At 60.9% G+C, this 21,727-nt stretch carries 24 protein-coding genes; 20 read left to right on the forward strand and 4 right to left on the reverse strand.

The window, feature by feature from the left end; all coding sequences use genetic code 11:
- Positions 1-235: 235 nt before the first annotated feature.
- The 9 genes from BHD08_RS07605 to sthA all read left to right on the forward strand — a co-directional run bounded on the left by BHD08_RS07605 (position 236) and on the right by sthA (position 8,912).
- Positions 236-1,573, forward strand: coding sequence for a Na(+)-translocating NADH-quinone reductase subunit A (locus tag BHD08_RS07605; protein WP_125021352.1), 1,338 nt, complete (start codon positions 236-238; stop codon positions 1,571-1,573).
- 3 nt (positions 1,574-1,576) lie between these two features.
- Positions 1,577-2,788, forward strand: a complete 1,212-nt coding sequence (locus BHD08_RS07610) for an NADH:ubiquinone reductase (Na(+)-transporting) subunit B (protein ID WP_038658462.1) — start codon at positions 1,577-1,579, stop codon at positions 2,786-2,788.
- Positions 2,781-3,575, forward strand: a complete 795-nt coding sequence (locus BHD08_RS07615) for a Na(+)-translocating NADH-quinone reductase subunit C (RefSeq protein ID WP_015276513.1) — start codon at positions 2,781-2,783, stop codon at positions 3,573-3,575. Before BHD08_RS07610 ends, BHD08_RS07615 begins: the two co-directional genes overlap by 8 nt.
- Entirely contained in the window at positions 3,572-4,246 is a 675-nt protein-coding gene (locus BHD08_RS07620) for an NADH:ubiquinone reductase (Na(+)-transporting) subunit D (RefSeq protein ID WP_177412648.1), read from the forward strand. Before BHD08_RS07615 ends, BHD08_RS07620 begins: the two co-directional genes overlap by 4 nt.
- A complete protein-coding gene (nqrE, locus tag BHD08_RS07625; protein ID WP_015276515.1) occupies positions 4,246-4,854 on the forward strand; it encodes an NADH:ubiquinone reductase (Na(+)-transporting) subunit E in 609 nt (202 codons plus the stop codon). The genes BHD08_RS07620 and nqrE overlap by 1 nt, the downstream gene beginning before the upstream one ends.
- A gap of 12 nt (positions 4,855-4,866) precedes the next feature.
- A complete protein-coding gene (gene nqrF, locus BHD08_RS07630; RefSeq protein ID WP_177412656.1) occupies positions 4,867-6,093 on the forward strand; it encodes an NADH:ubiquinone reductase (Na(+)-transporting) subunit F in 1,227 nt (408 codons plus the stop codon).
- A 130-nt stretch (positions 6,094-6,223) separates the two neighbouring features.
- Positions 6,224-7,147: an FAD:protein FMN transferase gene (locus tag BHD08_RS07635; protein WP_125021514.1), complete on the forward strand. Its 924-nt coding sequence runs from the start codon at positions 6,224-6,226 to the stop codon at positions 7,145-7,147.
- Positions 7,144-7,371, forward strand: coding sequence for a (Na+)-NQR maturation NqrM (nqrM, locus tag BHD08_RS07640; protein WP_015276518.1), 228 nt, complete (start codon positions 7,144-7,146; stop codon positions 7,369-7,371). The genes BHD08_RS07635 and nqrM overlap by 4 nt, the downstream gene beginning before the upstream one ends.
- Positions 7,372-7,517: 146 nt before the next feature.
- Positions 7,518-8,912: a Si-specific NAD(P)(+) transhydrogenase gene (gene sthA, locus BHD08_RS07645; RefSeq protein ID WP_015276519.1), complete on the forward strand. Its 1,395-nt coding sequence runs from the start codon at positions 7,518-7,520 to the stop codon at positions 8,910-8,912.
- Between the two features lie 146 nt (positions 8,913-9,058).
- Here sthA and BHD08_RS07650 read toward each other — a convergent pair whose 3' ends face one another.
- Genes BHD08_RS07650 through BHD08_RS07660 form a run of 3 tightly spaced genes read right to left on the reverse strand, consistent with a single transcriptional unit; the run spans position 9,059 to position 10,725 of the window.
- A complete protein-coding gene (locus tag BHD08_RS07650; protein WP_125021353.1) occupies positions 9,059-9,781 on the reverse strand; it encodes a glycerophosphodiester phosphodiesterase in 723 nt (240 codons plus the stop codon).
- Positions 9,778-10,086, reverse strand: coding sequence for a hypothetical protein (locus BHD08_RS07655; protein ID WP_015276521.1), 309 nt, complete (start codon positions 10,084-10,086; stop codon positions 9,778-9,780). The genes BHD08_RS07650 and BHD08_RS07655 overlap by 4 nt, the downstream gene beginning before the upstream one ends.
- Before the next feature lie 3 nt (positions 10,087-10,089).
- Positions 10,090-10,725 carry a PilZ domain-containing protein gene (locus BHD08_RS07660; RefSeq protein ID WP_125021354.1) on the reverse strand — a complete coding sequence of 212 codons (636 nt, stop codon included), beginning with the start codon at positions 10,723-10,725 and terminating at the stop codon, positions 10,090-10,092.
- A 32-nt stretch (positions 10,726-10,757) separates the two neighbouring features.
- Between BHD08_RS07660 and BHD08_RS07665 the strand changes: the two genes are divergently transcribed.
- The 3 genes from BHD08_RS07665 to BHD08_RS07675 are packed head-to-tail and all read left to right on the forward strand — an operon-like array spanning position 10,758 to position 13,952.
- Complete coding sequence (locus BHD08_RS07665) at positions 10,758-12,005, forward strand: lipoprotein-releasing ABC transporter permease subunit (protein WP_015276523.1); 1,248 nt, start codon at positions 10,758-10,760, stop codon at positions 12,003-12,005.
- 7 nt (positions 12,006-12,012) lie between these two features.
- Entirely contained in the window at positions 12,013-12,708 is a 696-nt protein-coding gene (gene lolD / locus BHD08_RS07670; protein ID WP_041756548.1) for a lipoprotein-releasing ABC transporter ATP-binding protein LolD, read from the forward strand.
- Positions 12,708-13,952 carry a lipoprotein-releasing ABC transporter permease subunit gene (locus tag BHD08_RS07675; protein ID WP_125021517.1) on the forward strand — a complete coding sequence of 415 codons (1,245 nt, stop codon included), beginning with the start codon at positions 12,708-12,710 and terminating at the stop codon, positions 13,950-13,952. The genes lolD and BHD08_RS07675 overlap by 1 nt, the downstream gene beginning before the upstream one ends.
- A 5-nt stretch (positions 13,953-13,957) precedes the next feature.
- Here BHD08_RS07675 and BHD08_RS07680 read toward each other — a convergent pair whose 3' ends face one another.
- Positions 13,958-14,473 (reverse strand): DUF2062 domain-containing protein, encoded by a 516-nt coding sequence (locus BHD08_RS07680; protein ID WP_015276526.1) that lies wholly within the window; start codon positions 14,471-14,473, stop codon positions 13,958-13,960.
- Between the two features lie 148 nt (positions 14,474-14,621).
- Here BHD08_RS07680 and BHD08_RS07685 point away from each other — a divergent pair, with 148 nt between their 5' ends.
- The 8 genes from BHD08_RS07685 (at position 14,622) to murB (ending at position 21,457) form a co-directional block, all read left to right on the forward strand.
- Complete coding sequence (locus tag BHD08_RS07685) at positions 14,622-16,847, forward strand: DNA internalization-related competence protein ComEC/Rec2 (protein ID WP_125021355.1); 2,226 nt, start codon at positions 14,622-14,624, stop codon at positions 16,845-16,847.
- Positions 16,848-16,918: 71 nt separating this feature from the next.
- Positions 16,919-17,551 carry a MotA/TolQ/ExbB proton channel family protein gene (locus BHD08_RS07690; protein ID WP_015276528.1) on the forward strand — a complete coding sequence of 211 codons (633 nt, stop codon included), beginning with the start codon at positions 16,919-16,921 and terminating at the stop codon, positions 17,549-17,551.
- Positions 17,548-17,976, forward strand: coding sequence for a biopolymer transporter ExbD (locus tag BHD08_RS07695; RefSeq protein ID WP_015276529.1), 429 nt, complete (start codon positions 17,548-17,550; stop codon positions 17,974-17,976). Before BHD08_RS07690 ends, BHD08_RS07695 begins: the two co-directional genes overlap by 4 nt.
- Entirely contained in the window at positions 17,976-18,980 is a 1,005-nt protein-coding gene (gene lpxK, locus BHD08_RS07700) for a tetraacyldisaccharide 4'-kinase (protein WP_125021356.1), read from the forward strand. Before BHD08_RS07695 ends, lpxK begins: the two co-directional genes overlap by 1 nt.
- 45 nt (positions 18,981-19,025) lie before the next feature.
- On the forward strand, positions 19,026-19,211 hold the full coding sequence (locus tag BHD08_RS07705; RefSeq protein WP_125021357.1) for a Trm112 family protein: 186 nt from the start codon (positions 19,026-19,028) through the stop codon (positions 19,209-19,211).
- Complete coding sequence (gene kdsB / locus BHD08_RS07710; protein WP_015276531.1) at positions 19,208-19,972, forward strand: 3-deoxy-manno-octulosonate cytidylyltransferase; 765 nt, start codon at positions 19,208-19,210, stop codon at positions 19,970-19,972. Before BHD08_RS07705 ends, kdsB begins: the two co-directional genes overlap by 4 nt.
- A 1-nt stretch (position 19,973) precedes the next feature.
- Positions 19,974-20,441 (forward strand): low molecular weight protein-tyrosine-phosphatase, encoded by a 468-nt coding sequence (locus BHD08_RS07715; protein WP_125021358.1) that lies wholly within the window; start codon positions 19,974-19,976, stop codon positions 20,439-20,441.
- Positions 20,438-21,457 (forward strand): UDP-N-acetylmuramate dehydrogenase, encoded by a 1,020-nt coding sequence (murB, locus tag BHD08_RS07720; protein ID WP_015276533.1) that lies wholly within the window; start codon positions 20,438-20,440, stop codon positions 21,455-21,457. The genes BHD08_RS07715 and murB overlap by 4 nt, the downstream gene beginning before the upstream one ends.
- The last annotated feature ends 270 nt before the right edge of the window (positions 21,458-21,727 follow it).

A 21,727-nucleotide genomic window follows, 5' to 3' on the forward strand; every position in this document is an offset into this window, starting at 1 on the left:
CTCGAATCGATAGCGAGCCACGTTAATTTTGCTTCTCTTGTTTCGGGTCAAAAATCCGCAATGCTTGGGTGGTCAGTCAAGGTCAGTGACCTCTATAATCGGGCGGATTTTTTACCTGGGTCCGCGACATGGTGTCGCGTCAATAACGTATTGGCGCGCGCGGCGCAATCCTACTTTGCGCCATGCCGCTGGGCCTGCCAAAAAAGCTTTCTAAAATCAGTGGTTAGGCAAACCGATGATCAATATAAAACGAGGGCTTGATTTGCCCATAGCCGGTGCGCCGGCGCAGCGTATCGAGGCCGGCAGGCCCGTGCGCAGCGTCGCCGTCGTTGGCTTCGACTATCCGACCATGAAGCCGACCATGGCTGTTCAGGTCGGTGATCGGGTTAAGCTGGGGCAGATCCTTTTTTCCGACAAGAAGTCCGACGGCGTGCACTACACCTCGCCCGGCGCCGGTATCGTCAGCGCAGTGCATCGCGGTGAGAAGCGCGTGCTGCAGTCGGTGGTCATCGACCTCGACGGCGACGAGGAAATAACCTTTGCAAGCTACTCGCCTGCCCAGTTGGATGGGCTGAGCAGCGAGCAGGTCCGTGAGAACCTGCAGCAGTCCGGCCTGTGGACTGCGCTGCGCACGCGCCCGTTCAGCAAGGTTCCGGCCGTCGATGCCACGCCTGCGTCCATTTTTGTGACGGCGATCGACACACATCCGTTGGCTGCTGATCCAGCGGTCATCATCGCCGAGCAGGCGGAAGCTTTCGAAGCGGGCCTCAAGGTTCTCGCCAATCTGGCCAAGGTGTTCCTGTGCAAGGCTCCGAGTGCCTCGCTTTCTGGCGAGTCCCTGGCAAAGGTACAGGTCGAAAGCTTCAGCGGTCCGCATCCTGCAGGCCTGGCTGGCACTCACATCCATTTCCTCGATCCGGTGAGCGCCAGCAAAAGCGTCTGGACCATCGGTTATCAGGACGTGATTGCCGTCGGCAAGCTGTTCACCAGCGGTCGCCTGTCGGTGGAGCGCGTGGTGTCGCTGGCCGGTCCGGTGGTGGAGAAGCCGCGTCTGGTGCGTACCCGTCTCGGTGCCAATCTCGATGAGCTGACCGCCGGTGAGCTGCAGCCCGGTGCCAACCGTGTTGTCTCCGGCTCGCTGCTTGGCGGTCGCACCGCCCATGGCGCGTTCGCCTATCTCGGTCGCTACCACCAGCAGGTTTCCTGCCTGCGTGAGGGCAAAGAGCGCGAGATGCTCCATTACATGCGTCCAGGCGTCGAGAAGCACTCGATCCTCAACATCTATATCTCCAAGCTGATGGCCGGCAAGAAGTTCGCCTTCTCTACCTCCACCAACGGTAGTCCCCGTGCGATGGTCCCGGTAGGCAACTACGAAGAGGTCATGCCGCTGGATGTTCTGCCGACTCAGTTGCTGCGTGCGTTGATCGTGGGCGATACCGAGGTCGCGCAGAAGCTTGGCTGCCTGGAGCTGGACGAAGAAGATCTGGCGCTGTGCAGCTATGTCTGTGCCGGGAAATACGAATACGGCCCGATCCTGCGGGACAATCTGACCCGCATCGAGAAGGAGGGTTAAGGCATGGGCATTCGCGCATTCCTCGACAAGATCGAGCATCATTTCGAAAAAGGCGGCAAATACGAAAAGTGGTACGCGCTGTACGAAGCAGCCGATACCTTCCTTTACCGTCCCGGCAGCGTTACCAAGACCACCGCTCACGTGCGCGACGGCATTGACCTCAAGCGCATGATGATCACCGTCTGGATGTGTACCTTCCCGGCGATGTTCTTCGGCATGTGGAACACCGGCTACCAGGCCAACCTGATCTTCGCGCAGAGTCCTGATCTGCTGGCGGCCCAGGAGGGCTGGCGCTTCGGTCTGATCGGTGCGCTCGCCGGTTTCGATCCGAACAGCCTCTGGGACAACTTCATCCAGGGCGCAGCCTACTTCCTGCCGATCTATGCGGTGACCTTCATCGTCGGCGGTTTCTGGGAAGTGCTGTTCGCCTCGATCCGCAAGCATGAAGTCAACGAAGGTTTCTTCGTCACTTCCGTGCTGTTCGCGCTGATCCTGCCGCCGACCATCCCGCTGTGGCAGGTCGCTCTGGGCATCAGCTTCGGCGTCGTGATTGGCAAGGAGATTTTCGGCGGTACCGGCAAGAACTTCCTGAACCCGGCGCTGACTGCGCGGGCGTTCCTGTTCTTCGCCTACCCGGCGCAGATGTCTGGTGATGCGGTCTGGACCGCGGTCGATGGCTATGCCGGCGCAACCGCGCTGAGCCTGGGCTTCGCCGGTGGCATCGAGAACGTCATCGAGAGCGGTATCACCTGGATGGACGCTTTCGTCGGCACCATTCATGGCTCGATCGGTGAGACCAGCACGCTGGCGATCTTCATCGGTGGCGTCATTCTAATCGGCAGCAAGATCGCCTCCTGGCGCATCGTTACTGGCGTGATGCTGGGCATGATCGGTCTGAGCACACTGTTCAATCTGATTGGCTCCGAGACCAATCCGCTGTTCGGTATGCCCTGGTACTGGCATATGGTCGTTGGCGGTTTCGCCTTCGGCATGATCTTCATGGCGACCGACCCGGTATCGGCTTCCATGACCAATACCGGCAAGTGGGTGTTCGGCATCCTCATCGGTGTAATGGTCGTGCTGATCCGTGTGGTCAACCCCGCCTTCCCGGAAGGCATGATGCTGGCGATCCTGTTCGCCAACCTGTGTGCGCCGCTGATTGACCATTTCGTCATTCAGGCCAATATCAAGCGGAGGCTGGCACGTAATGTCTAGTCAGAAAGAATCCACCGTTCGCACGCTGACGGTAGCCCTGCTGGTCTGCCTGGTGTGCTCCATCTTCGTGGCTGGCGCCGCCGTGGCGCTTCGTCCTACTCAGCAGGAAAACCGCCTGCTGGACAAGCAGCGCAGCATTCTGGCCATCGCCGGTCTGGGTGAGGCGGGTATGTCCGGCAATCAGGTCAAGCAGCTGTTCAACGAGCGCATCGTGGCTCGTCTGGTCGATCTGGAAACCGGCAAGTTCAGCGACGAGTTCGATGCCAAGACCTTCGATCCGCTGGCGGCAGCAAAGGATCCGCAGCTGTCCAAGCGCCTTCCTGGTGAGCAGGATATCGCCTCGATCAAGCGTCGCGAGCGCTACAGCACTGTTTATATCGTCGAAGGTCAGGGTGAGGGTGAAATCGATACGCTGATCCTGCCGGTTCGTGGTTACGGTCTGTGGTCGACGCTCTACGGCTTCATGGCTGTACAGGGCGATCTGGATACCGTTGCCGGCTTCGGCTTCTACCAGCACGGCGAAACGCCGGGCCTGGGTGGTGAGGTCGATAATCCAAAGTGGCGCGGCCAGTGGCCGGGCAAGGAACTGTTCGACGACAACGGCAAGCTGGCCGTGCAGATCGTCAAGGGCGGCGTCGATCCGCAAAGCCCGCGCGCCACTCACCAGGTCGACGGCCTGGCGGGCGCGACCCTGACCAGCAACGGCGTCAATTCGCTGCTGCAGTTCTGGCTGGGCGAGAACGGCTTCGGTCCATTTATCGCTAATCTGCGCGCTGGGGAGGCTTGATCATGTCGCAACCCACTGTCAAAGAAGTTCTGCTCAATCCGATCTTCAATAACAACCCCATCGGCCTGCAGATTCTCGGAATCTGCTCGGCGCTGGCGGTCACCTCCAACCTGAACACGGCGCTGGTGATGTCCGTCGCGCTGACCCTGGTGGTGGCGTTTTCCAACCTGTTCATCTCGATGATCCGCAGCCAGATCCCCAACTCGATCCGCATGATCGTGCAGATGGTGATCATCGCCTCGCTGGTGATCCTGGTGGATCAGGTGCTCAAGGCCTATGCGTTCTCGCTGTCCAAGCAGCTGTCGGTGTTCGTTGGGCTGATCATCACCAACTGTATCGTGATGGGGCGTGCGGAAGCCTTCGCCATGCAGAACCCGCCGCTGCTGTCGTTCTTCGACGGGATTGGTAACGGTCTGGGCTACAGCGCCATGCTGATTGCGCTGGGTTTCATTCGCGAGCTGACCGGTGCCGGCAAGCTTATGGGTTACACCATTCTGCCGTTGGTAAATGACGGTGGCTGGTATCAGCCCAACGGCATGATGCTGCTGCCGCCATCGGCATTCTTCCTCATCGGTCTGTTTATCTGGGGCATCCGCGCCTGGAAGAAGGAGCAGGTCGAGAAGCCTGCCTTCAAGATGGCGCCGCAAGTCTCGAACAAGGAGGCTTACTAATGGAGCATTACCTCAGCCTGTTCGTCCGCGCCGTGTTCATCGAGAACATGGCCCTGGCGTTCTTCCTCGGTATGTGCACCTTTATCGCGATTTCCAAGAAAGTGGAGACTGCGATTGGTCTGGGTATCGCGGTTATCGTGGTGCAGGCCATCACCGTGCCGGCCAACAACCTGATCTACACCTACCTGCTCAAGAGTGGTGCGCTGGCCTGGGCCGGCCTGCCTGAAGTGGACCTGAGCTTCCTTGGTCTGCTGAGCTACATCGGCGTGATTGCGGCCATCGTGCAGATCCTCGAGATGACCCTCGATAAGTACGTGCCCAGTCTTTACAACGCCCTGGGTGTGTTCCTGCCGCTGATTACCGTGAACTGCGCCATCATGGGTGGCACCCTGTTCATGGTCGAACGCGATTACAACCTGGGCGAGAGCGTGGTGTACGGCGTTGGCTCCGGCCTGTCCTGGGCGCTGGCGATCGCTTTGCTGGCCGGTATCCGTGAGAAGCTGAAATACAGCGACGTCCCGGATGGTTTGCAGGGTCTGGGTATCACCTTCATCACCATCGGACTGATGTCGCTGGGCTTCATGTCTTTCTCTGGCGTACAGCTGTAAGGACGGGACGAACTGATGAGTTACGAAATTTTCCTCGCCATCGGTATGTTCACCGCCATCGTGCTTGCGCTGGTGGTGATCATCCTGGCAGCGCGCGCCAAGCTGGTTTCCAGCGGCGACGTGTCTATTGAAATCAACGGCGAGCGGACTATCACCGTACCCGCCGGCGGCAAGCTGCTGCAGACGCTGGCCTCCAACAACATCTTCCTCTCGTCCGCCTGCGGCGGCGGCGGCACCTGCGCACAGTGCAAGTGCATCGTCGAGAGCGGTGGCGGCGAGATGCTGCCCACCGAGGAGTCGCACTTCACCCGTCGCGAAGCGGGCGAGGGCTGGCGCCTGTCCTGCCAGACTCCGGTCAAGGCGGACATGAAGATCGAGGTGCCGGAAGAAGTCTTCGGCGTGAAGAAGTGGGAATGCACCGTCGAGTCCAATCCGAACGTCGCGACCTTCATCAAGGAGCTGACGCTCAAGCTGCCGGAAGGCGAGAACGTCGATTTCCGCGCTGGCGGTTACGTGCAGCTGGAATGCCCGCCGCATGAGGTGCGTTACAAAGACTTCGACATCCAGGAAGAGTACCGCGGCGACTGGGACAAGTTCGATCAGTGGAAGTACGTATCGAAGTGCGACGAGACCGTCATTCGTGCCTATTCCATGGCCAACTACCCCGAAGAACGCGGTCTGGTGAAGTTCAATATCCGTATCGCTTCGCCGCCGCCAGGGCGTGACGATATCCCGCCGGGCAAGATGTCGTCCTACGTGTTCAGCCTCAAGCCGGGTGACAAGATCACTGTTTATGGACCGTTCGGTGAGTTCTTCGCCAAGGACACCGACAACGAGATGGTCTTCATCGGCGGTGGTGCCGGCATGGCGCCGATGCGTTCGCACATCTTCGACCAGCTCAAGCGTCTGAAATCCACGCGCAAGATGAGCTTCTGGTACGGTGCGCGCTCGATGCGCGAAGCGTTCTACGTCGAAGAGTACGATCAGCTGCAGGCTGAGAATCCCAACTTTCAGTGGCATCTGGCGCTATCGGACCCGCTGCCGGAAGACAACTGGGAAGGCCCGACCGGCTTCATTCATAATGTGCTGTACGAGAACTATCTGAAGGATCACCCCGCTCCGGAAGATTGTGAGTTCTACATGTGCGGTCCGCCCATGATGAATGCGTCGGTGATCAAGATGCTCACCGACCTGGGCGTCGAGCCAGAGAACATTCTGCTCGATGACTTCGGCGGCTAGCATGATCCGAGCGTCACTGCGGCCTGTCTTCGCTGTCGTGTACCTCCAGCCCGTCATCGCTGTCGCTCTTGCGACAGCCCTGACGGGCTGTCTGTTTCAGGACAAGGTCGAAGTCTTTACCGGCCCCACGATGGGCAGCACCTATACCGTCAAGTATGTTCGCGGTGGTGATGGCCCCTCCAAGGAAGAGCTGCATGGCGAGGTCGAAGTCATTCTCGGTGACGTCGACAAACAGCTTTCCACTTATCGCAACGATTCCGACGTCGAGCGCTTCAATGCCCTGCCTGCCGGCAGTTGCGAGCCGATGCCGGAGATAGTGCGTGAATTGGTCGCAGCAGGCGATCAGCTATCAGCCGACAGCGAGGGCGCATTCGATCTTACACTCGAGCCTTTGTTGAACCTCTGGGGCTTTGGTCCCCAGGGGCGTGGCGAACGCGTTCCGTCGACAGAGGATATCGAGGCGGCGAAAGCATTGACGGGCCACCGTCATTTGCGCATCGAGGGAGATCGGTTGTGCAAGGCTGCTGCAGTGCAGTTGGACTTCAACAGCATTGCTGCCGGTTACGCCGTGGATCGCGTTGTTGATCGCTTGAAGGCCCTGGGCGTGCAGAGCTACCTGGTGGAAATCACCGGTGAACTCAAGGCGGAGGGCCGCAAACCCGATGGTTCGCCTTGGCGCATTGCCATCGAGGCGCCCAGGGACGACCAGCGCGTTGCGCAAAAAATCGTCGAACTCGATGGTCTGGGCGTGTCCACGTCCGGCGACTATCGCAACTATTTCGAACAGGACGGCCGGCGCTATTCGCATACTCTGGACCCGCAGAGCGGCCGACCGATTGAACATCATCTGGCGGCAGTAACAGTGATCGACAGATCGACTTTGCGCGCAGATGGATTGTCTACCGCGCTGATGGTGCTAGGCCCCGAGCGGGGGCTGGCATTGGCCGAGCGCAACGCGATTGCCGCTTTCTTTGTCGTCCGTGAAGGGCAGGGCTTCGCAACAATGAGCACCAGGGCTTTTGATGAGCTGTTCGGTGCGGGAGTAGAGCAATGACTTGGTTACTGGTTTTTGTGGTGATGCTGCTTGTGGTCTTCGGCATGGCCATCGGTGTGATCATGGGTCGAAAGCCCATCGCGGGTTCCTGCGGTGGCATCGCCAACCTGGGCATCGAGAAGGAATGTTCCATCTGTGGCGGAAGTCGCGAGAAGTGCGAGGAAGTGAACGAGGCGAAGAACGCGGGGAATACCGATCTCGCCTATGACGCCACCAAGCGTTGATGCGCCGCGCCGCTCGGGCGCTTTCCATCGCACTTTGCCAAGTGCGACGGCAAGCGGTGCTCGAGAAGCTGGCGATGCTGCTTCCTTGACCTTCGGCGAATTTGTTGACAGCAGCGGTGTATCCCGCTGCGTTTTCAGGAGTGTATATGGCGGTCTATAACTACGATTTGGTTGTACTTGGTTCCGGTCCGGCCGGGGAGGGCGCGGCGATGAACGCCGTGAAGGCGGGACGCAAGGTCGCCGTGGTGGACAATCGACCGCTGGTAGGAGGCAACTGCACGCACCTGGGCACCATTCCGTCGAAGGCTCTGCGCCATTCGGTACGGCAGATCATGCAGTACAACACCAATCCGCTGTTCCGCCAGATCGGTGAACCACGCTGGTTTTCCTTCCCCGACGTGCTGAAAAGCGCCGAGAAAGTCATCAGCAAGCAGGTTACCTCCCGCACCGGCTACTACGCGCGCAACCGCATCGACACGTTCTTCGGTACCGCCAGCTTCTCCGACGAGCAGAGTGTGGAAGTTGTCTGCCTCAACGGCATGGTGGAGAAGCTTGTTGCCAGCCAGTTCGTCATCGCCACGGGTTCGCGCCCTTATCGACCGGCTGACGTCGACTTCAGCCATCCGCGTATCTACGACAGCGATACCATTCTCACTCTCAGCCACACGCCACGTCGGATGATCATCTACGGAGCCGGTGTGATCGGCTGCGAATACGCGTCCATTTTTAGCGGCCTTGGCGTGTTGGTCGATCTGATCGATAACCGCGAGCAGTTGCTCAGCTTCCTGGATGACGAGATTTCCGACGCGCTCAGTTATCACCTGCGCAACAACAACGTGCTGATTCGTCACAACGAAGAGTACGAGCGGGTCGAGGGCTTGGAGAATGGCGTCATTCTTCATCTGAAATCCGGCAAGAAGATCAAGGCCGACGCCTTCCTCTGGAGCAACGGGCGTACCGGTAATACCGACAAGCTTGGCCTGGAGAATATCGGTCTCAAAGCCAACAGCCGCGGACAGATTCAGGTCGACGAGCATTACCGCACCGAGATCGGCAACATCTATGCCGCAGGCGACGTGATCGGCTGGCCGTCGCTCGCCAGCGCTGCTTATGATCAGGGCCGCTCAGCGGCGGGCAGCATCGTCGAGAATGACTCCTGGCGCTTCGTTGATGATGTGCCAACCGGCATCTACACCATTCCCGAGATCAGCTCGATCGGCAAGAACGAGCGGGAACTGACCCAGGCCAAGATCCCTTATGAGGTCGGCAAGGCCTTCTTCAAGAGCATGGCGCGGGCGCAGATTTCCTTCGAGCCGGTGGGCATGCTGAAGATACTGTTCCACCGCGAGACGCTCGAAGTGCTCGGCGTGCATTGCTTTGGCTATCAGGCCTCGGAGATCGTGCACATCGGCCAGGCGATCATGAATCAGAAGGGGCCGGCGAACAGCATCAAGTACTTCGTCAACACCACCTTCAACTACCCAACCATGGCCGAAGCCTACCGGGTCGCAGCGTTCGACGGCCTTAACCGGCTTTTTTGAGCGGCTCCGGCCGCCGGCCTGAGGCGGCTGGAGAGGGTGGCGACTCCCGCGACTGGCATTGGCCAAACCGGGAGAGCTTCTGATCAGGTAAGAGGAATCCGGCAGCGCTCTGGCTGCCGGGTATTCTTGATGTTCGAGGCTCGCTGTCAGGAACGCGCCAGCGTGCTGACCGCCAGGCCGGGGTAATCGGTGATCAGGCTGTCGACTCCGAAGTCTGCCAGGCGGCGCATCAGTGCAGGCTCGTTTACCGTCCACACCGATACATGCAGGCCCTGTTTGCGGGCTTTTTCCAGGCGCTCCGGCGTGCACAGTGTCCACTTCAACGCCAGTAGGTCACAGCCGTACTGACGGGCCACCTTGAGTGGATCGAGCCAGCTGTATTCTGCGACCAGGCCTCGCGATATTTCCGGTGCGAGCCGGTTCAGTGCGCGCAGCACTTCGCGCGAGCTGGACGTCACGGTAATGCGGTCGAGCAACCCATGACGCGCGGCCAGTTCTTTGATGGCCATCACCGTGCGAGCAGCGCGCACTCTCGACGCGCTCTTGACCTCCAGCTGCCAATGCTCGAAATCACACTTCTCAAATAACTCGCTCAGCCTGGGTATGGGGCAGGGGACCTTCCAGCCAGGCCCTCCCAATCTTGCGTCGTAGTTCACCAGTTCGTCGGCGTCATGCTGGGCCACTTTGCCCCGGCGACCGGTGGTGCGTTTGAGCGTCGGATCGTGAATGACCAGCAGTTCGCCGTCTTGGGACAGGTGCAGATCGAGCTCGCAGCGACGTACGCCATGCTGCAAGCACTGCTGAAAGCTCACCAGCGTGTTTTCCGGCGCTTCGCCCTTGGCGCCGCGATGGCCATAGATGAGTGTCACGGTTGTAGGTTTTCCTTGGGCGGTGATGGGATACGTTGGTGATGGCGCACGCTGTTGATGACCCGGTCGCCTTCGAAGTACACCGAAAACTCCCGGTAATCCCAGCGGCTGATCGGCGGTTGGCCGACGGCGGGACGCTCCTCATCAGCCAGGCCGAAGCGATCGAGCACCAGGTTCTTCGAGTCGCCACGGGCCGGCATCGGCATGTCGGGCAGGCCCTGCTGGCCAACCGGAATGCGAATGTCTTCGGCGAAAAGGGCGGGGCTGAATGTCAGCGCGAACAGTAGGGTTGCCAGGCGGCGCATCGATCAATCTCCTTGCAGGCTTTCCAGGGCCAGACGCCGCTCCAGCGCCTGTTTCTGCAGGATATGCCGTGCAAGCAGCTGCCGCTGTGCATCAGTCAACGCTTCGAACTCGGTACCGATGTCATAGCGTCCGTCCTCCATGGTCGTGCAGTAGATGACGCGAGCCGCAAGCAGCAGACCGAGCCCTTGTGGCAGCAGAACCAGCTTGAGCGTAAGAACCGTTCCTTCTGCCTGTGGCTGGTCGCAGGCGAAGCTGATGCCGCCTTCGGAAAGCACCACCGGTTGCGGAGCGCCTTGATCTTTCAGCAGGTCTTGCGCCAGGGCCTGGCCCAGCAGTTCGATTCGTTTGTTCTGCACCTTCAGGTAATTGGCCAGCGTTCGGTTGCTTTCGGCAATCTGACGCAACAAATGCTGTGCTTCGAAATCGAGCTGGTGCAGTTCGCCGAGCAGGCTGAAAAGCGCTGGCAGAGGCTCGGTAGCCTCGGTGTGGTCCGGGTTTGCCGGCATGATTTCCAGTGCCACACGATCCTCGATACGGTAGTATTCGCGGCGTTCTTCAGTGTCTTGTGTCGGCATGGCGGTACCCGGATAGCAGTAATGGCCAGAGTGTATCAGGCCCCGTGGTTGCGTCAGCTGCATGTTGTTTTTCCCGCCAGCGAACCCGTCGATTTATGTTCAGACCGCTGTCCGTATACATCGGTGCGCGTTACACCCGCGCCAGACGTCGTAGCCTCTTCGTCTCCTTTATCTCCCTGACGTCCATGATCGGCCTCGCGCTTGGTGTGCTGGTAATGATCGTGGTGCTGTCGGTGATGAATGGCTTCGATCACGAGATGCGCACCCGTGTGCTCGGCATGGTGCCGCACGCGACCATCGAAAGCCCGACGCCGATCAACGACTGGCAGTCGCTGGGTGCGCGCCTCGAAGGCCATCCGCAGGTCTCTGCCAGTGCACCTTTCATTCAGAGCCAGGGGCTGCTGACGCATCAGGGGCAAGTCACCAAAATCTTGATCAATGCCGTGGACCCCAAGGCCGAACGGCAGGTCTCGATCATCGATCAGTTCTTCCGCGAAGGTTCGCTGGATGACCTGGCCGCTGGTGATTTCGGCATCGTCATCGGCGACAAGGCCGCCGCCAAGCTCGGGGTTGGCGTAGGCGACAAGATCACCTTCGTCGCGCCCGAGGTCACTGTGACTCCGGCAGGCATGTTCCCGCGCATGAAGCGTTTCACTGTGACTGGCATCTTCCATGTTGGCGCAGGTGAGATTGACGGCTATGTCGCGCTGGCGAACATCGCCGACATGGCGCGCCTGCAGCGTTGGCAGCCGGACCAGGTGCAAGGCCTGCGTCTGCGTTTCGACGACCTGTTCCAGGCGCCGCGGATTGCCTGGGAGCTGGCCGGTCAGCTCGGCGATGATTTCTATTCCCGTGACTGGACCCGTACCCACGGCAACCTTTACCAGGCGATCCGCATGGAGAAGGCCATGATCGGACTGTTGCTGCTGCTGATCGTGGCGGTGGCGGCGTTCAACATCATTTCGACGCTGGTGATGGTGGTGACCGACAAGCGTGGGGATATCGCAATCCTCCGTACGCTGGGGGCGACGCCGCAGCAGATCATGGCGATCTTCATGGTGCAGGGTACGGTGATCGGCGTCGTCGGCACCTTGGTTGGCGCGCTGCTGGGTATGTTCGCGGCGGTCAATGTCAGCAGCTGGATCGCTGCCCTGGAGCGGCTGATCGGCCACAAGTTTCTCAGTGCGGATGTCTATTTCATTGACTATCTGCCTTCACAGCTGATGGCTGCCGATGTCATTCAGGTCTGTGTTGCCGCGCTGGTCCTTAGCTTCCTCGCGACTCTTTACCCGGCCTGGCGCGCCGCGCGCACCCAGCCGGCTGAGGCGCTACGTTATGAGTGAACAGGTTATGAACGAGTCTTCGCAAAAGCACGCGGTGCTGAGCTGCCGCAATCTCGGCAAACGCTATGAGCAAGGCCCGGAATCGGTGGAGGTGCTGTCCGGACTTCAGCTGGAGCTGTTTCCAGGGCAGCGCGTGGCTATCGTCGGCAGCTCCGGCTCGGGCAAGAGCACGCTGCTGAATCTGCTTGGCGGCCTGGACACGCCCAGCGAGGGCAGCGTCTGGCTGGCCGGCGAAGAGCTTTCGGCCCTCAACGAGAAGGACCGTGGGCTATTGCGTAACCGGGCCCTGGGTTTCGTCTATCAGTTCCACCATCTGCTCGCAGAGTTCACGGCGTTGGAAAACGTCTGCATGCCGTTGTTGATCGGCCGTACGCCGATTCCTGAAGCACGTCAGAAGGCAGCCGCCTTGCTCACTCGGGTCGGCCTCGGCCATCGCCTCGAGCACAAACCGGCCGAACTGTCCGGTGGTGAGCGTCAGCGTGTGGCCATTGCCCGGGCATTGGTAAACGAGCCCGCCCTGGTATTGCTCGACGAGCCGACCGGCAACCTCGACCACCACACCGCGCAAGGTATCCAGGACCTGATGCTCGAACTCAGCAATTCCCTGCAGACCGCCTTTCTGGTGGTTACCCATGACCGCCAACTGGCCGCACAGATGGACCAGATCCTGCGTCTGGAAGACGGACGCCTGGTGGCTGAATGATGTTCAGGCCCCTGAGTGTCTTCATTGGCAGCCGCTATACGCGGGCCAAGCGACGCAACCATTTCATCTCGTTCATCTCGCTGACTTCGCTGATCGGCCTGGCGCTGGGCGTGCTGGCAATGATCATGGTGTTGTCGGTCATGAACGGGTTCCAGCGTGAAATGAGCGCGCGGATCCTCGGCATGGTGCCGCACGCCACCGTGATCGGCGATCAGCCGCTGGATGATTGGCAGGCAGTCGCGGCGCGTCTGTCGGAGCATCCACAGATCGTCGGTATGGCGCCGGTTACGCAGCTCGAGGGCATGTTGTCATTCAAGGGCAGCATGCAGCCGATCCAGATCAGCGGCATCGACCCGCAGGCCGAAGCGCAGGTATCCATCGTGGGCGAGCGACTGGTCGGTGGCAGCCTTGATCAGCTGAAGCCAGGCGAGTTCGGTGTGATCATCGGCCTGATGACAGCCCGGCGGTTCGGGCTGAAGCTGGGCGACAAACTGACGTTGATCGTGCCGGAAGTCAGTTCGACACCCGGAGGCGTGACGCCGCGTATGCAGCGTCTGAATGTCGTCGGTGTGTTCAAGGTCGGAGCCGATCTGGACGGCAGTCTGGGGATGATCCATCGCGCCGACGCCGCACAGATCCATCGATGGGCACCGGAGCAGGTCCAGGGCGTGCGGCTCAAGTTGAGCGATCTGTATCGTGCACCGGAAGTGGCTGCGCAGGTTGGCGCCACGCTAGGCGACGGTTACCGAGTGGAAGACTGGTCGTACACCCAAGGCAGCTTGTTCAGCGCGATGAAAATGGAAAAGACCATGATCGGCTTGTTGCTGATGCTGATCGTCGCGGTGGCGGCCTTCAACATCATCGCAACGCTGATCATGGTGGTAGCCGACAAGCGCGCCGATATCGCTATCCTGCGCACCCTGGGCGCAACGCCGCGGCAGATCATGGCGATCTTCATGGTGCAGGGCAGTATCATCGGATTCAGCGGCACCGTGATTGGCGTCGTCCTCGGCGTACTGGGTGCGTTGAATGTCAGCGAACTGGTTAACTGGCTGGAAAAAGTCTCCGGCCAGCATATCTTCAGTTCGGACGTTTACTTCATCAGCACCCTGCCATCGGAGTTGCGTCTGGAGGATGTGGTGCTGGTATCGGTAGCGGCATTGAGCCTGAGCTTTCTTGCCACCCTCTATCCGGCATGGCGTGCGGCGCAGACTCAGCCAGCCGAGGCGTTGCGCTACGAGTAATTCCCCTACCGGCGGCCGTTCTGCCGCCGGCGCCAGCTGCGACCAACCCACCAACGCCAGTAGGCTTGGGTGAAGGCGTAACCGAGAATCGCGAGAATGATCCCGGTGACAAGGGACCCGAGATACAGTGGCTGCCAGTTGTGTTCCAGCATGTGGCGTACCCAGGCCAAGCTCAACTCGGCGGGCATGTTGTTGGCCGGCGTGTCGAGCAGCCAGGTCCCGACCTTGTAGTTGCAGTAGAACACCGGTGGCATGGTCAGTGGATTGGTCAGCCAGACCAACCCCACCGCGATCGGCAGGTTCGCTCTCGCAGGCAATGCACACAAGGCTGCGGCGAGCATCTGCAGCGGCATCGGAATCATTGCCCAGAACAAACCGATCGCCATGGCGCGCGCTACCGAGTGCCGATTGAGATGCCAGAGATTGGGATCGTGAATCAGCGCGCCGAGAAAGCGCAGCGACTTGTTAGTCTTGATGCGATCAGGGTGCGGCATGTAGCGTTTGAAAAAACGACGCGGCATGAAGGTTCTCTGGCAGGCAGCAGCCCGGCGATTATGCCTCGAATCGCAGTGCGACGCTGACAGTAGTTTTGTGACATTAGGTCTACGCCTGCGACAAATTGACCATCCGCAAACAGCGGTCCCGGAATGGATTCCAGGAGTCTGAATCATGCGCACATGGATGCTGGCGCTTGCCGCCGGCCTTGTTCTCCCTCGCTTTCTGCCAGCTCTGCCTGCGAGTTGGATCTGCGCAGCATTTGCCGCGGTAGGCGCGCTGATGCTTATGCGCAGGAGCTGGTTCCCGTTTGGCTTGTTCCTCCTTGGTTTGGGCTGGGCCTGTTATCAAAGCCAGAACGCCCTTGCTGACCGCCTGCCTGTAGCGATGGATGGCCGCACGTTCTGGATCGAAGGGCGGGTGGTCGACCTGCCTGCTGCGATTGGCGAGGTGGTGCGCTTCGAGCTCGCCGATATCGAGTCGCGGCATGTCGGGTTGCCTTCTAAGGTTCGCCTTTCCTGGTACGGCGGCCCGCAACTGCGGGCCGGTGAGCGTTGGCGGCTGGCGGTACGGTTGAAGCGTCCGCGCGGCCTGGTCAACCCACAATCGTTCGACTACGAAGCCTGGCTGCTGGCGCGTGGTATTGGCGCCACCGGCACCGTCAAGGCTGGGGAGCGTCTCTCGGCTTCGGCTGCCACCGACGGCTGGCGTGACCGGCTGCGGGCGCGCCTGATGGATGTTCCGGCGTTCGATCGGCAGGGCGCGATTGCCGCGCTGGTGGTGGGAGATGACTCAGGTTTGAGCCGCAGCGATTGGCAGGTGCTGCAGGACACCGGCACCGTGCACCTGATGGTCATCTCCGGACAGCATATCGGCATGCTCGCGGGGTTACTGTATGGATTGGTCGCCTTGCTGGCGAGGTTGGGCGTCTGGCCGCGGCCCTGGCCATGGCTACCTTGCGCGTGCGGGCTGGCGCTTGCTGGCGCCCTTTCTTACGGATGGCTCGCAGGCTTTGACGTTCCGGTTCGCCGTGCCTGCTTCATGGTTGCGGTGGTGTTGCTCTGGCGCTTGCGTTTCCGGCATCTGGGCGTCTGGCAGCCGCTGCTGCTTGCGCTCAATGGTGTTCTGCTGATCGATCCGCTGGTGACGCTGCAGCCAGGGTTTTGGCTATCGTTCGGAGCGGTTGCGGTGCTGGCGCTGGCCTTCGCTGGCAGACTTGGCCGGTGGATTTGGTGGAAGACGCTGCTACGGGCCCAATGGGCCGCGACCCTAGGCCTGCTTCCTTTGTTGCTGGCGCTGGGGCTACCGGTCAGCGCCAGCAGTCCGCTGGCCAACTTGATCGCGGTGCCCTGGGTAAGCCTGACGGTTCCCTTTGCGCTGCTCGGCACGATCCTGCTGCCGCTGGGGGGCGTAGGTGAAGCGATTTTGTGGCTGGTGGGCGGCTCTCTGGCTCTGCTGTTCGAGCTGCTGGGCCTCATCGCGTCCTGGCGACCAGCCTGGTTTGCCGTTGGCTTACCCTGCTGGGTGTTCTTGATGATCGGACTGGGCGTTTTGCTGTTGCTGATGCCTGCCGGCATCCCACTGCGCGCGTTGGGAGTGATGCTGCTGTTGCCCTTGGCGTTCCCGCCGCGCATGGAGGTGCCGGAGGGCCGTGCGCAGGTGTGGGTGCTGGACGTGGGGCAGGGATTGTCGGTGCTGGTGCGCACGCGAGAGCACGCGCTGCTCTACGATGCCGGTCCGCGGCAGGGCGACTTCGATGCCGGTGAACGGGTCGTCTTTCCGTCTATACGAAGCCTGGCTGTGAGTCGGTTGGATATGCTGCTCCTCAGCCATGCCGACAATGATCATTCAGGCGGTGCCCAGGCTGTTCAGCACCTGATGCCGGTTGCGCGGATCATTAGCGGAGAGCCGCAACGACATGCGGATGGTCTGAATGCAGAGCCGTGTGAGAGTGGTGCGCAGTGGCAGTGGAACGGTGTGCGCTTCACCCTTTGGCAATGGCAGGCCGCGCGGGACAGTAATCAGCTGTCATGTGTTCTGCTGGTCGAAGCCAACGGTGAACGCCTCTTGCTGACGGGCGACATAGAGCAGGCCGCGGAGCAGGCGTTGCTACGCAGTGGGACGGAAGTGCAGGCACAATGGTTGCTGCTGCCGCATCATGGCAGTCGCAGCTCCTCGTCGGAGTCGTTTCTACGTGCGGTGGAACCGACTACGGCGTTGATCTCCCGTAGCTTTCACAATGCCTTCGGGCATCCTCATCCAAGCGTGACCACGCGTCTCGCGGCTCTCGGGGTCGGTACCTACGACACCGCCCTGCATGGCGCAATTCGAATCGATCTGGGCGATTTCTCGGCGGCCGAGGCGCAGCGTGCGGAACGCCGATTCTGGCGGGAAAAATGAGAACGGCGGCCGTCGGCGACCCTGCGACCCTATGCTAGAGTGGCGCCACTTTTTCGAGGGGGATTCATCTCGTGTGGGAGCTGGTCAAAGCAGGCGGCTGGATAATGCTGCCAATCATCCTGTGTTCCATCGCAGCGGCCGGCATCATCGCCGAACGCCTGTGGACGTTGCGCCCGAGTCGCGTCACACCTCCGCACCTGCTTGGCCAGGTCTGGAAGTGGATCAAGGACAAGAAACTCAGCAACCAGAAGCTCAAGGAGCTGCGCGCCGATTCCCCGTTGGGTGAGATTCTCGCCGCCGGCCTCAGCAACTCCAAGCGTGGTCGCGAGATCATGAAGGAGTGCATCGAGGAGGCGGCCGCGCGCGTCGTTCACGACCTGGAGCGCTACCTCAACGCCCTTGGCACCATTGCCGGCATCGCGCCCTTGCTTGGTCTGCTGGGAACGGTGCTGGGCATGATCGAGATCTTTAGCGCCTTCATGGGCTCTGGCATGGCCAACGCGCCGCTGCTCGCCGGCGGTATCGCCAAGGCGCTGATCACCACAGCCGCTGGCCTGATGGTTGGTATTCCCGCGTTGTTCTTCCATCGCTTCCTGCAGCGTCGCGTTGACGAACTGGTCGTCGGAATGGAGCAGGAGGCAATCAAGCTGGTGGAAGTGGTGCAGGGCGACCGTGATGTCGATCTGGGTGAGGACAAGGCGTGAAATTCCGTCGCAAACCTCGTGAGAACGTGGAGATTGGGCTGGCGCCGCTGATCGACGTGGTGTTCATCCTGCTGTTGTTCTTCGTGGTCACCACTACCTTCACCCGTGAAACGCAGCTCAAGGTCGATCTTCCGGAAGCGGCCAGCGGCACCCCGCCGCAGGATGCCGAGGTGCGCCAGCTGGAAGTGCTGATCGATGTGGCAGGCAATTATTCGCTCAACGGCAAGGCGCTGTTGAAAAATGACCTCAACTCCCTGATGGCAGCCTTGAGCAAGGAATCCGGCGGCGACAATCGGATGCCGATGATCATCAGTGCCGATGGCAAGACGCCGCACCAGGCGGTCATAACGGCCATGGACGCCGCTGGCAAGCTGGGTTTCGGCCAGCTGCGCATCACCACTGTCGAGGCGCAGGCGTCGCCCTGATGTCATTCGCCGATCGCCTGCAACGCGCGTGGTACCAAGGGCATCCTGCCCTGCGTTTGCTCGCTCCGCTGGAGTTGCTCTACCGCCGCGTGGTCGAGGCCAAGCGGCGGCGTTTCCTCAAGGGCGAAAGCGCTACCTATCGGGCTCCGGTGCCCGTCGTCGTGGTGGGCAACATCACGGTCGGCGGAACCGGCAAGACACCCTTGATCCTTTGGCTCATCGAACACTGCCGAAGCCGTGGTCTTCGCGTCGGCGTCGTCAGTCGGGGTTACGGTGCGACGCCACCATCGTTGCCTTGGCGGGTTCGCGCGGAAGACTTGGCGCAAGACGCTGGCGACGAACCGCTGTTGATCGTCCAGCGTACCGGCGTGCCGCTGGTTATCGACCCGGATCGATCTCGCGCCATACGTAGCTTGTTGGAAGCGGAGACCCTCGACCTGATTCTTTCTGACGATGGGCTGCAACACTATCGCCTGGCCCGTGACCTCGAGTTGGTACTGATCGATGCCGCGCGTGGGCTGGGCAATGGGCGCTGCCTGCCGGCTGGGCCTTTGCGTGAGCCGGCCGAGCGCCTGGAGAGCGTGGACGCGGTTCTGCTCAATGGTGCCAAGGCAGACTCGACCGCAGGCTATGGGTTCAGTCTTCAGCCTGTCGCGCTGGTCGAACTGATCTCTGACGAGCGCTGGCCCTTGGATCATTTCCCTGCCGGGCAGCAACTGCATGCAGTGGCCGGGATCGGTAACCCGCAGCGTTTCTTCACCACGCTCGAAACGCTACACTGGCGACCGATTCCACATGCCTTCTCGGATCACGCAGCCTACAGTTCAGAGCAGCTGAAATTCAGCCCTGACCTGCCACTGGTGATGACCGAAAAGGATGCGGTGAAATGCCGGGCTTTCGCCCCGCCAGGCTGGTCGTATCTGCAGGTGCAGGCTGTGCCCTCAGCTGCCTTTGTTACCTGGTTCGACGGTCAGTTGACGCGTTTACTGCCCGATCACACTTAAGCCGCTCGCACTGCCATCGCAGTCGAACGCTTTCAAGGACTGCGCATGGATACCAAATTGCTCGATATTCTGGCTTGCCCGCTATGCAAGGGGCCGCTGAAGCTGACCGATGATAAGTTGGAACTGATCTGCAAGGCCGATGCTCTGGCCTTTCCGGTGCGTGACGGCATCCCGGTGATGCTCGAGAGCGAAGCCCGCACCCTGGACGTGGACGAGCGCCTGGACAAATGAGCATTGCTTACACCGTCGTGATTCCCGCGCGCTATGCATCGACTCGTCTGCCAGGCAAGCCGTTGCAGGATATCGCTGGCAAACCGATGATCCGACATGTGTGGGAGCAGGCCAGCAAGAGCGGCGCTCAGCGTGTCGTGGTCGCCACCGATGACTCGCGCATCGTCGAGGCCTGTTCGGCATTCGGTGCGCAGGTCGTACTGACCCGTGCCGATCACAACTCCGGAACCGATCGACTCGCCGAGGTTGCCGAACAGCTCGGGCTGCCAGGCGATGCCATTGTGGTCAACGTACAGGGCGATGAGCCGCTGATACCTCCGGCTGTGATCGATCAGGTCGCGGCAAACCTGGCAGCGCACCCGGAAGCTGCCATCGCGACACTGGCTGAGCCGCTCACCGATGCCCAAGCGCTGTTCAATCCCAACGTGGTGAAAGTCCTTTCGGACGTCGACGGTCTCGCGCTGACCTTCAGTCGGGCGCCGCTTCCCTGGGCGAGAGACTCGTTCGCGGCAGATCGCAGTCAGTTGCCCGAAGGTGTGCCCTATCGCCGCCACATCGGCATCTATGCCTATCGCGCCAGCTTCCTGGCCGACTTCGTTTCCTGGGGACCCTGCTGGCTGGAGGACACGGAGTGTCTTGAGCAGCTGCGTGCGCTCTGGCACGGGCGGCGCATCCATGTCGCCGATGCCATCGAGGCGCCGCCCGCCGGGGTCGATACGGCGGAAGATCTGGAGCGGGTTCGCCGTCTGCTGGGTGGCTGAGATGAAAGTGCTGTTCGTCTGCATGGGCAATATCTGCCGTTCGCCTACGGCCGAGGGCGTGTTTCGCCAGCGGATCGAGCAGGCCGGTCTTGGCCCGCGAGTCGAGATCGACTCTGCCGGAACCGGGGACTGGCACGTTGGCAAGGCGCCAGACCGGCGTGCGTGCGAAGCGGCGAAACGGCGCGGGTACGTGCTCGACGCTTTGCGCGCGCGCCAGGTTTCCACCGCGGACTTCCAGCACTTCGATCTGATCCTGGCAATGGATCACGACAACCTGGCACGGCTGCAGGCCCTGCGCCCGAAGCACGGTGCCAAGGCGGAAGTCGACCTGTTGCTGCGCCGCTACGGGCTTGGCTGCGACGTAGTGCCCGATCCTTATTACGGCGACACCGACGGCTTCGACGATGTGCTGGACCTCATCGAAGAAGCCAGCGATGCGCTGCTTGCCGAGATAAAGGGTCGACTGTGAGTCTCACCATAGAAGCCAACCGTTCGTTGAAGTCGTTCAACACCTTCGCCGTTGATCAGCGCGCGCAGTATTTCGCCGCAGCGCATGGGGACGGTGATGTGCGCGATGCGCTTGCCCGTGCTCGCCAGCTTGATGTGCCACTGCTGCCCATCGGCGGGGGTAGCAACCTCTTGTTGACGCGTGACGTACCGGCGCTGGTGCTGCACATCGCCAGCCGCGGAAAGCGCATCGTCGAGGAGGCCACAGAGCAGGTACTGGTCGAGGCTGAAGCGGGGGAGCCGTGGCATCCGTTCGTGCTCTGGACGCTGGATCAGGGCTTGGTCGGGCTGGAAAATCTCAGTCTGATACCAGGGACGGTTGGCGCTTCCCCGATTCAGAACATCGGTGCATATGGTGTCGAAATAAAGGACGTTTTCGCCGGGCTCACCGCGTTGGATAGCCACACGGGCGAGCTCTGCGAATTCGCCCTTGAAGATTGCGCCTTCGGTTACCGCGACAGCCTGTTCAAGCAGCAGCCGGGTCGCTACCTGATTTTGCGCGTGCGCTTCGCGTTGCATCGCCAAGCGGCCTTGCATCTTGAATACGGCCCGATTCGCCAGCGTCTGGCGGAGCAGGGGCTCGTCGCGCCGACCGCGCAAGATGTCAGTCGAGCGGTTTGCGCCATCCGTAGTGAAAAATTGCCGGATCCGCAGCAGCTTGGCAACGCCGGTAGCTTCTTCAAGAATCCTTTGGTCACGGCTGCCGTTGCGCGAGCGCTACGCGACCGCCATCCTGACCTGGTTGCCTATCCGCAGGGCGACGATAAGGTGAAGCTGGCGGCGGGCTGGCTGATCGAGAAATCCGGTTGGAAAGGGTTTCGTGAGGGTGATGTTGGCGTACATCGACTGCAGGCGCTGGTGCTCGTCAATTACGGTCGGGCCACTGGTGAGCAGTTGCTGCAGCTGGCGCGGCGAATCCAGGCCGACGTCCTCGAGCGTTTCGGTGTTGCGCTGGAAATCGAGCCGAACGTAATTTGAACTGCGCTCTCGGCTCGCCCTCGCGCTGGTCAGCCTCCGCAGTTTCGCTGTGTACAACGCACCCAGCTCTCGCCTGGGCTGCTGACCCCATGGCAGGGTAGGACGCTGCGTCTCTAGCCGTCCCAGCCCACCTTTATCGGTCTATCTTTGTGCTTGTCATGCCTTTAGTGAGGGTCGGTTCGGGCGTCGCTGGGACGCCGTGAAGCACCCTTCGGTTTGCATAAGGCGTATCGCGAGCTCTCTATACTCGGCCCCTTTTACCTGATGACG

It is taken from the genome of Pseudomonas sp. SCT (assembly GCF_003864275.1).
Classification (GTDB): Bacteria; Pseudomonadota; Gammaproteobacteria; order Pseudomonadales; family Pseudomonadaceae; genus Stutzerimonas; species Stutzerimonas stutzeri_AE.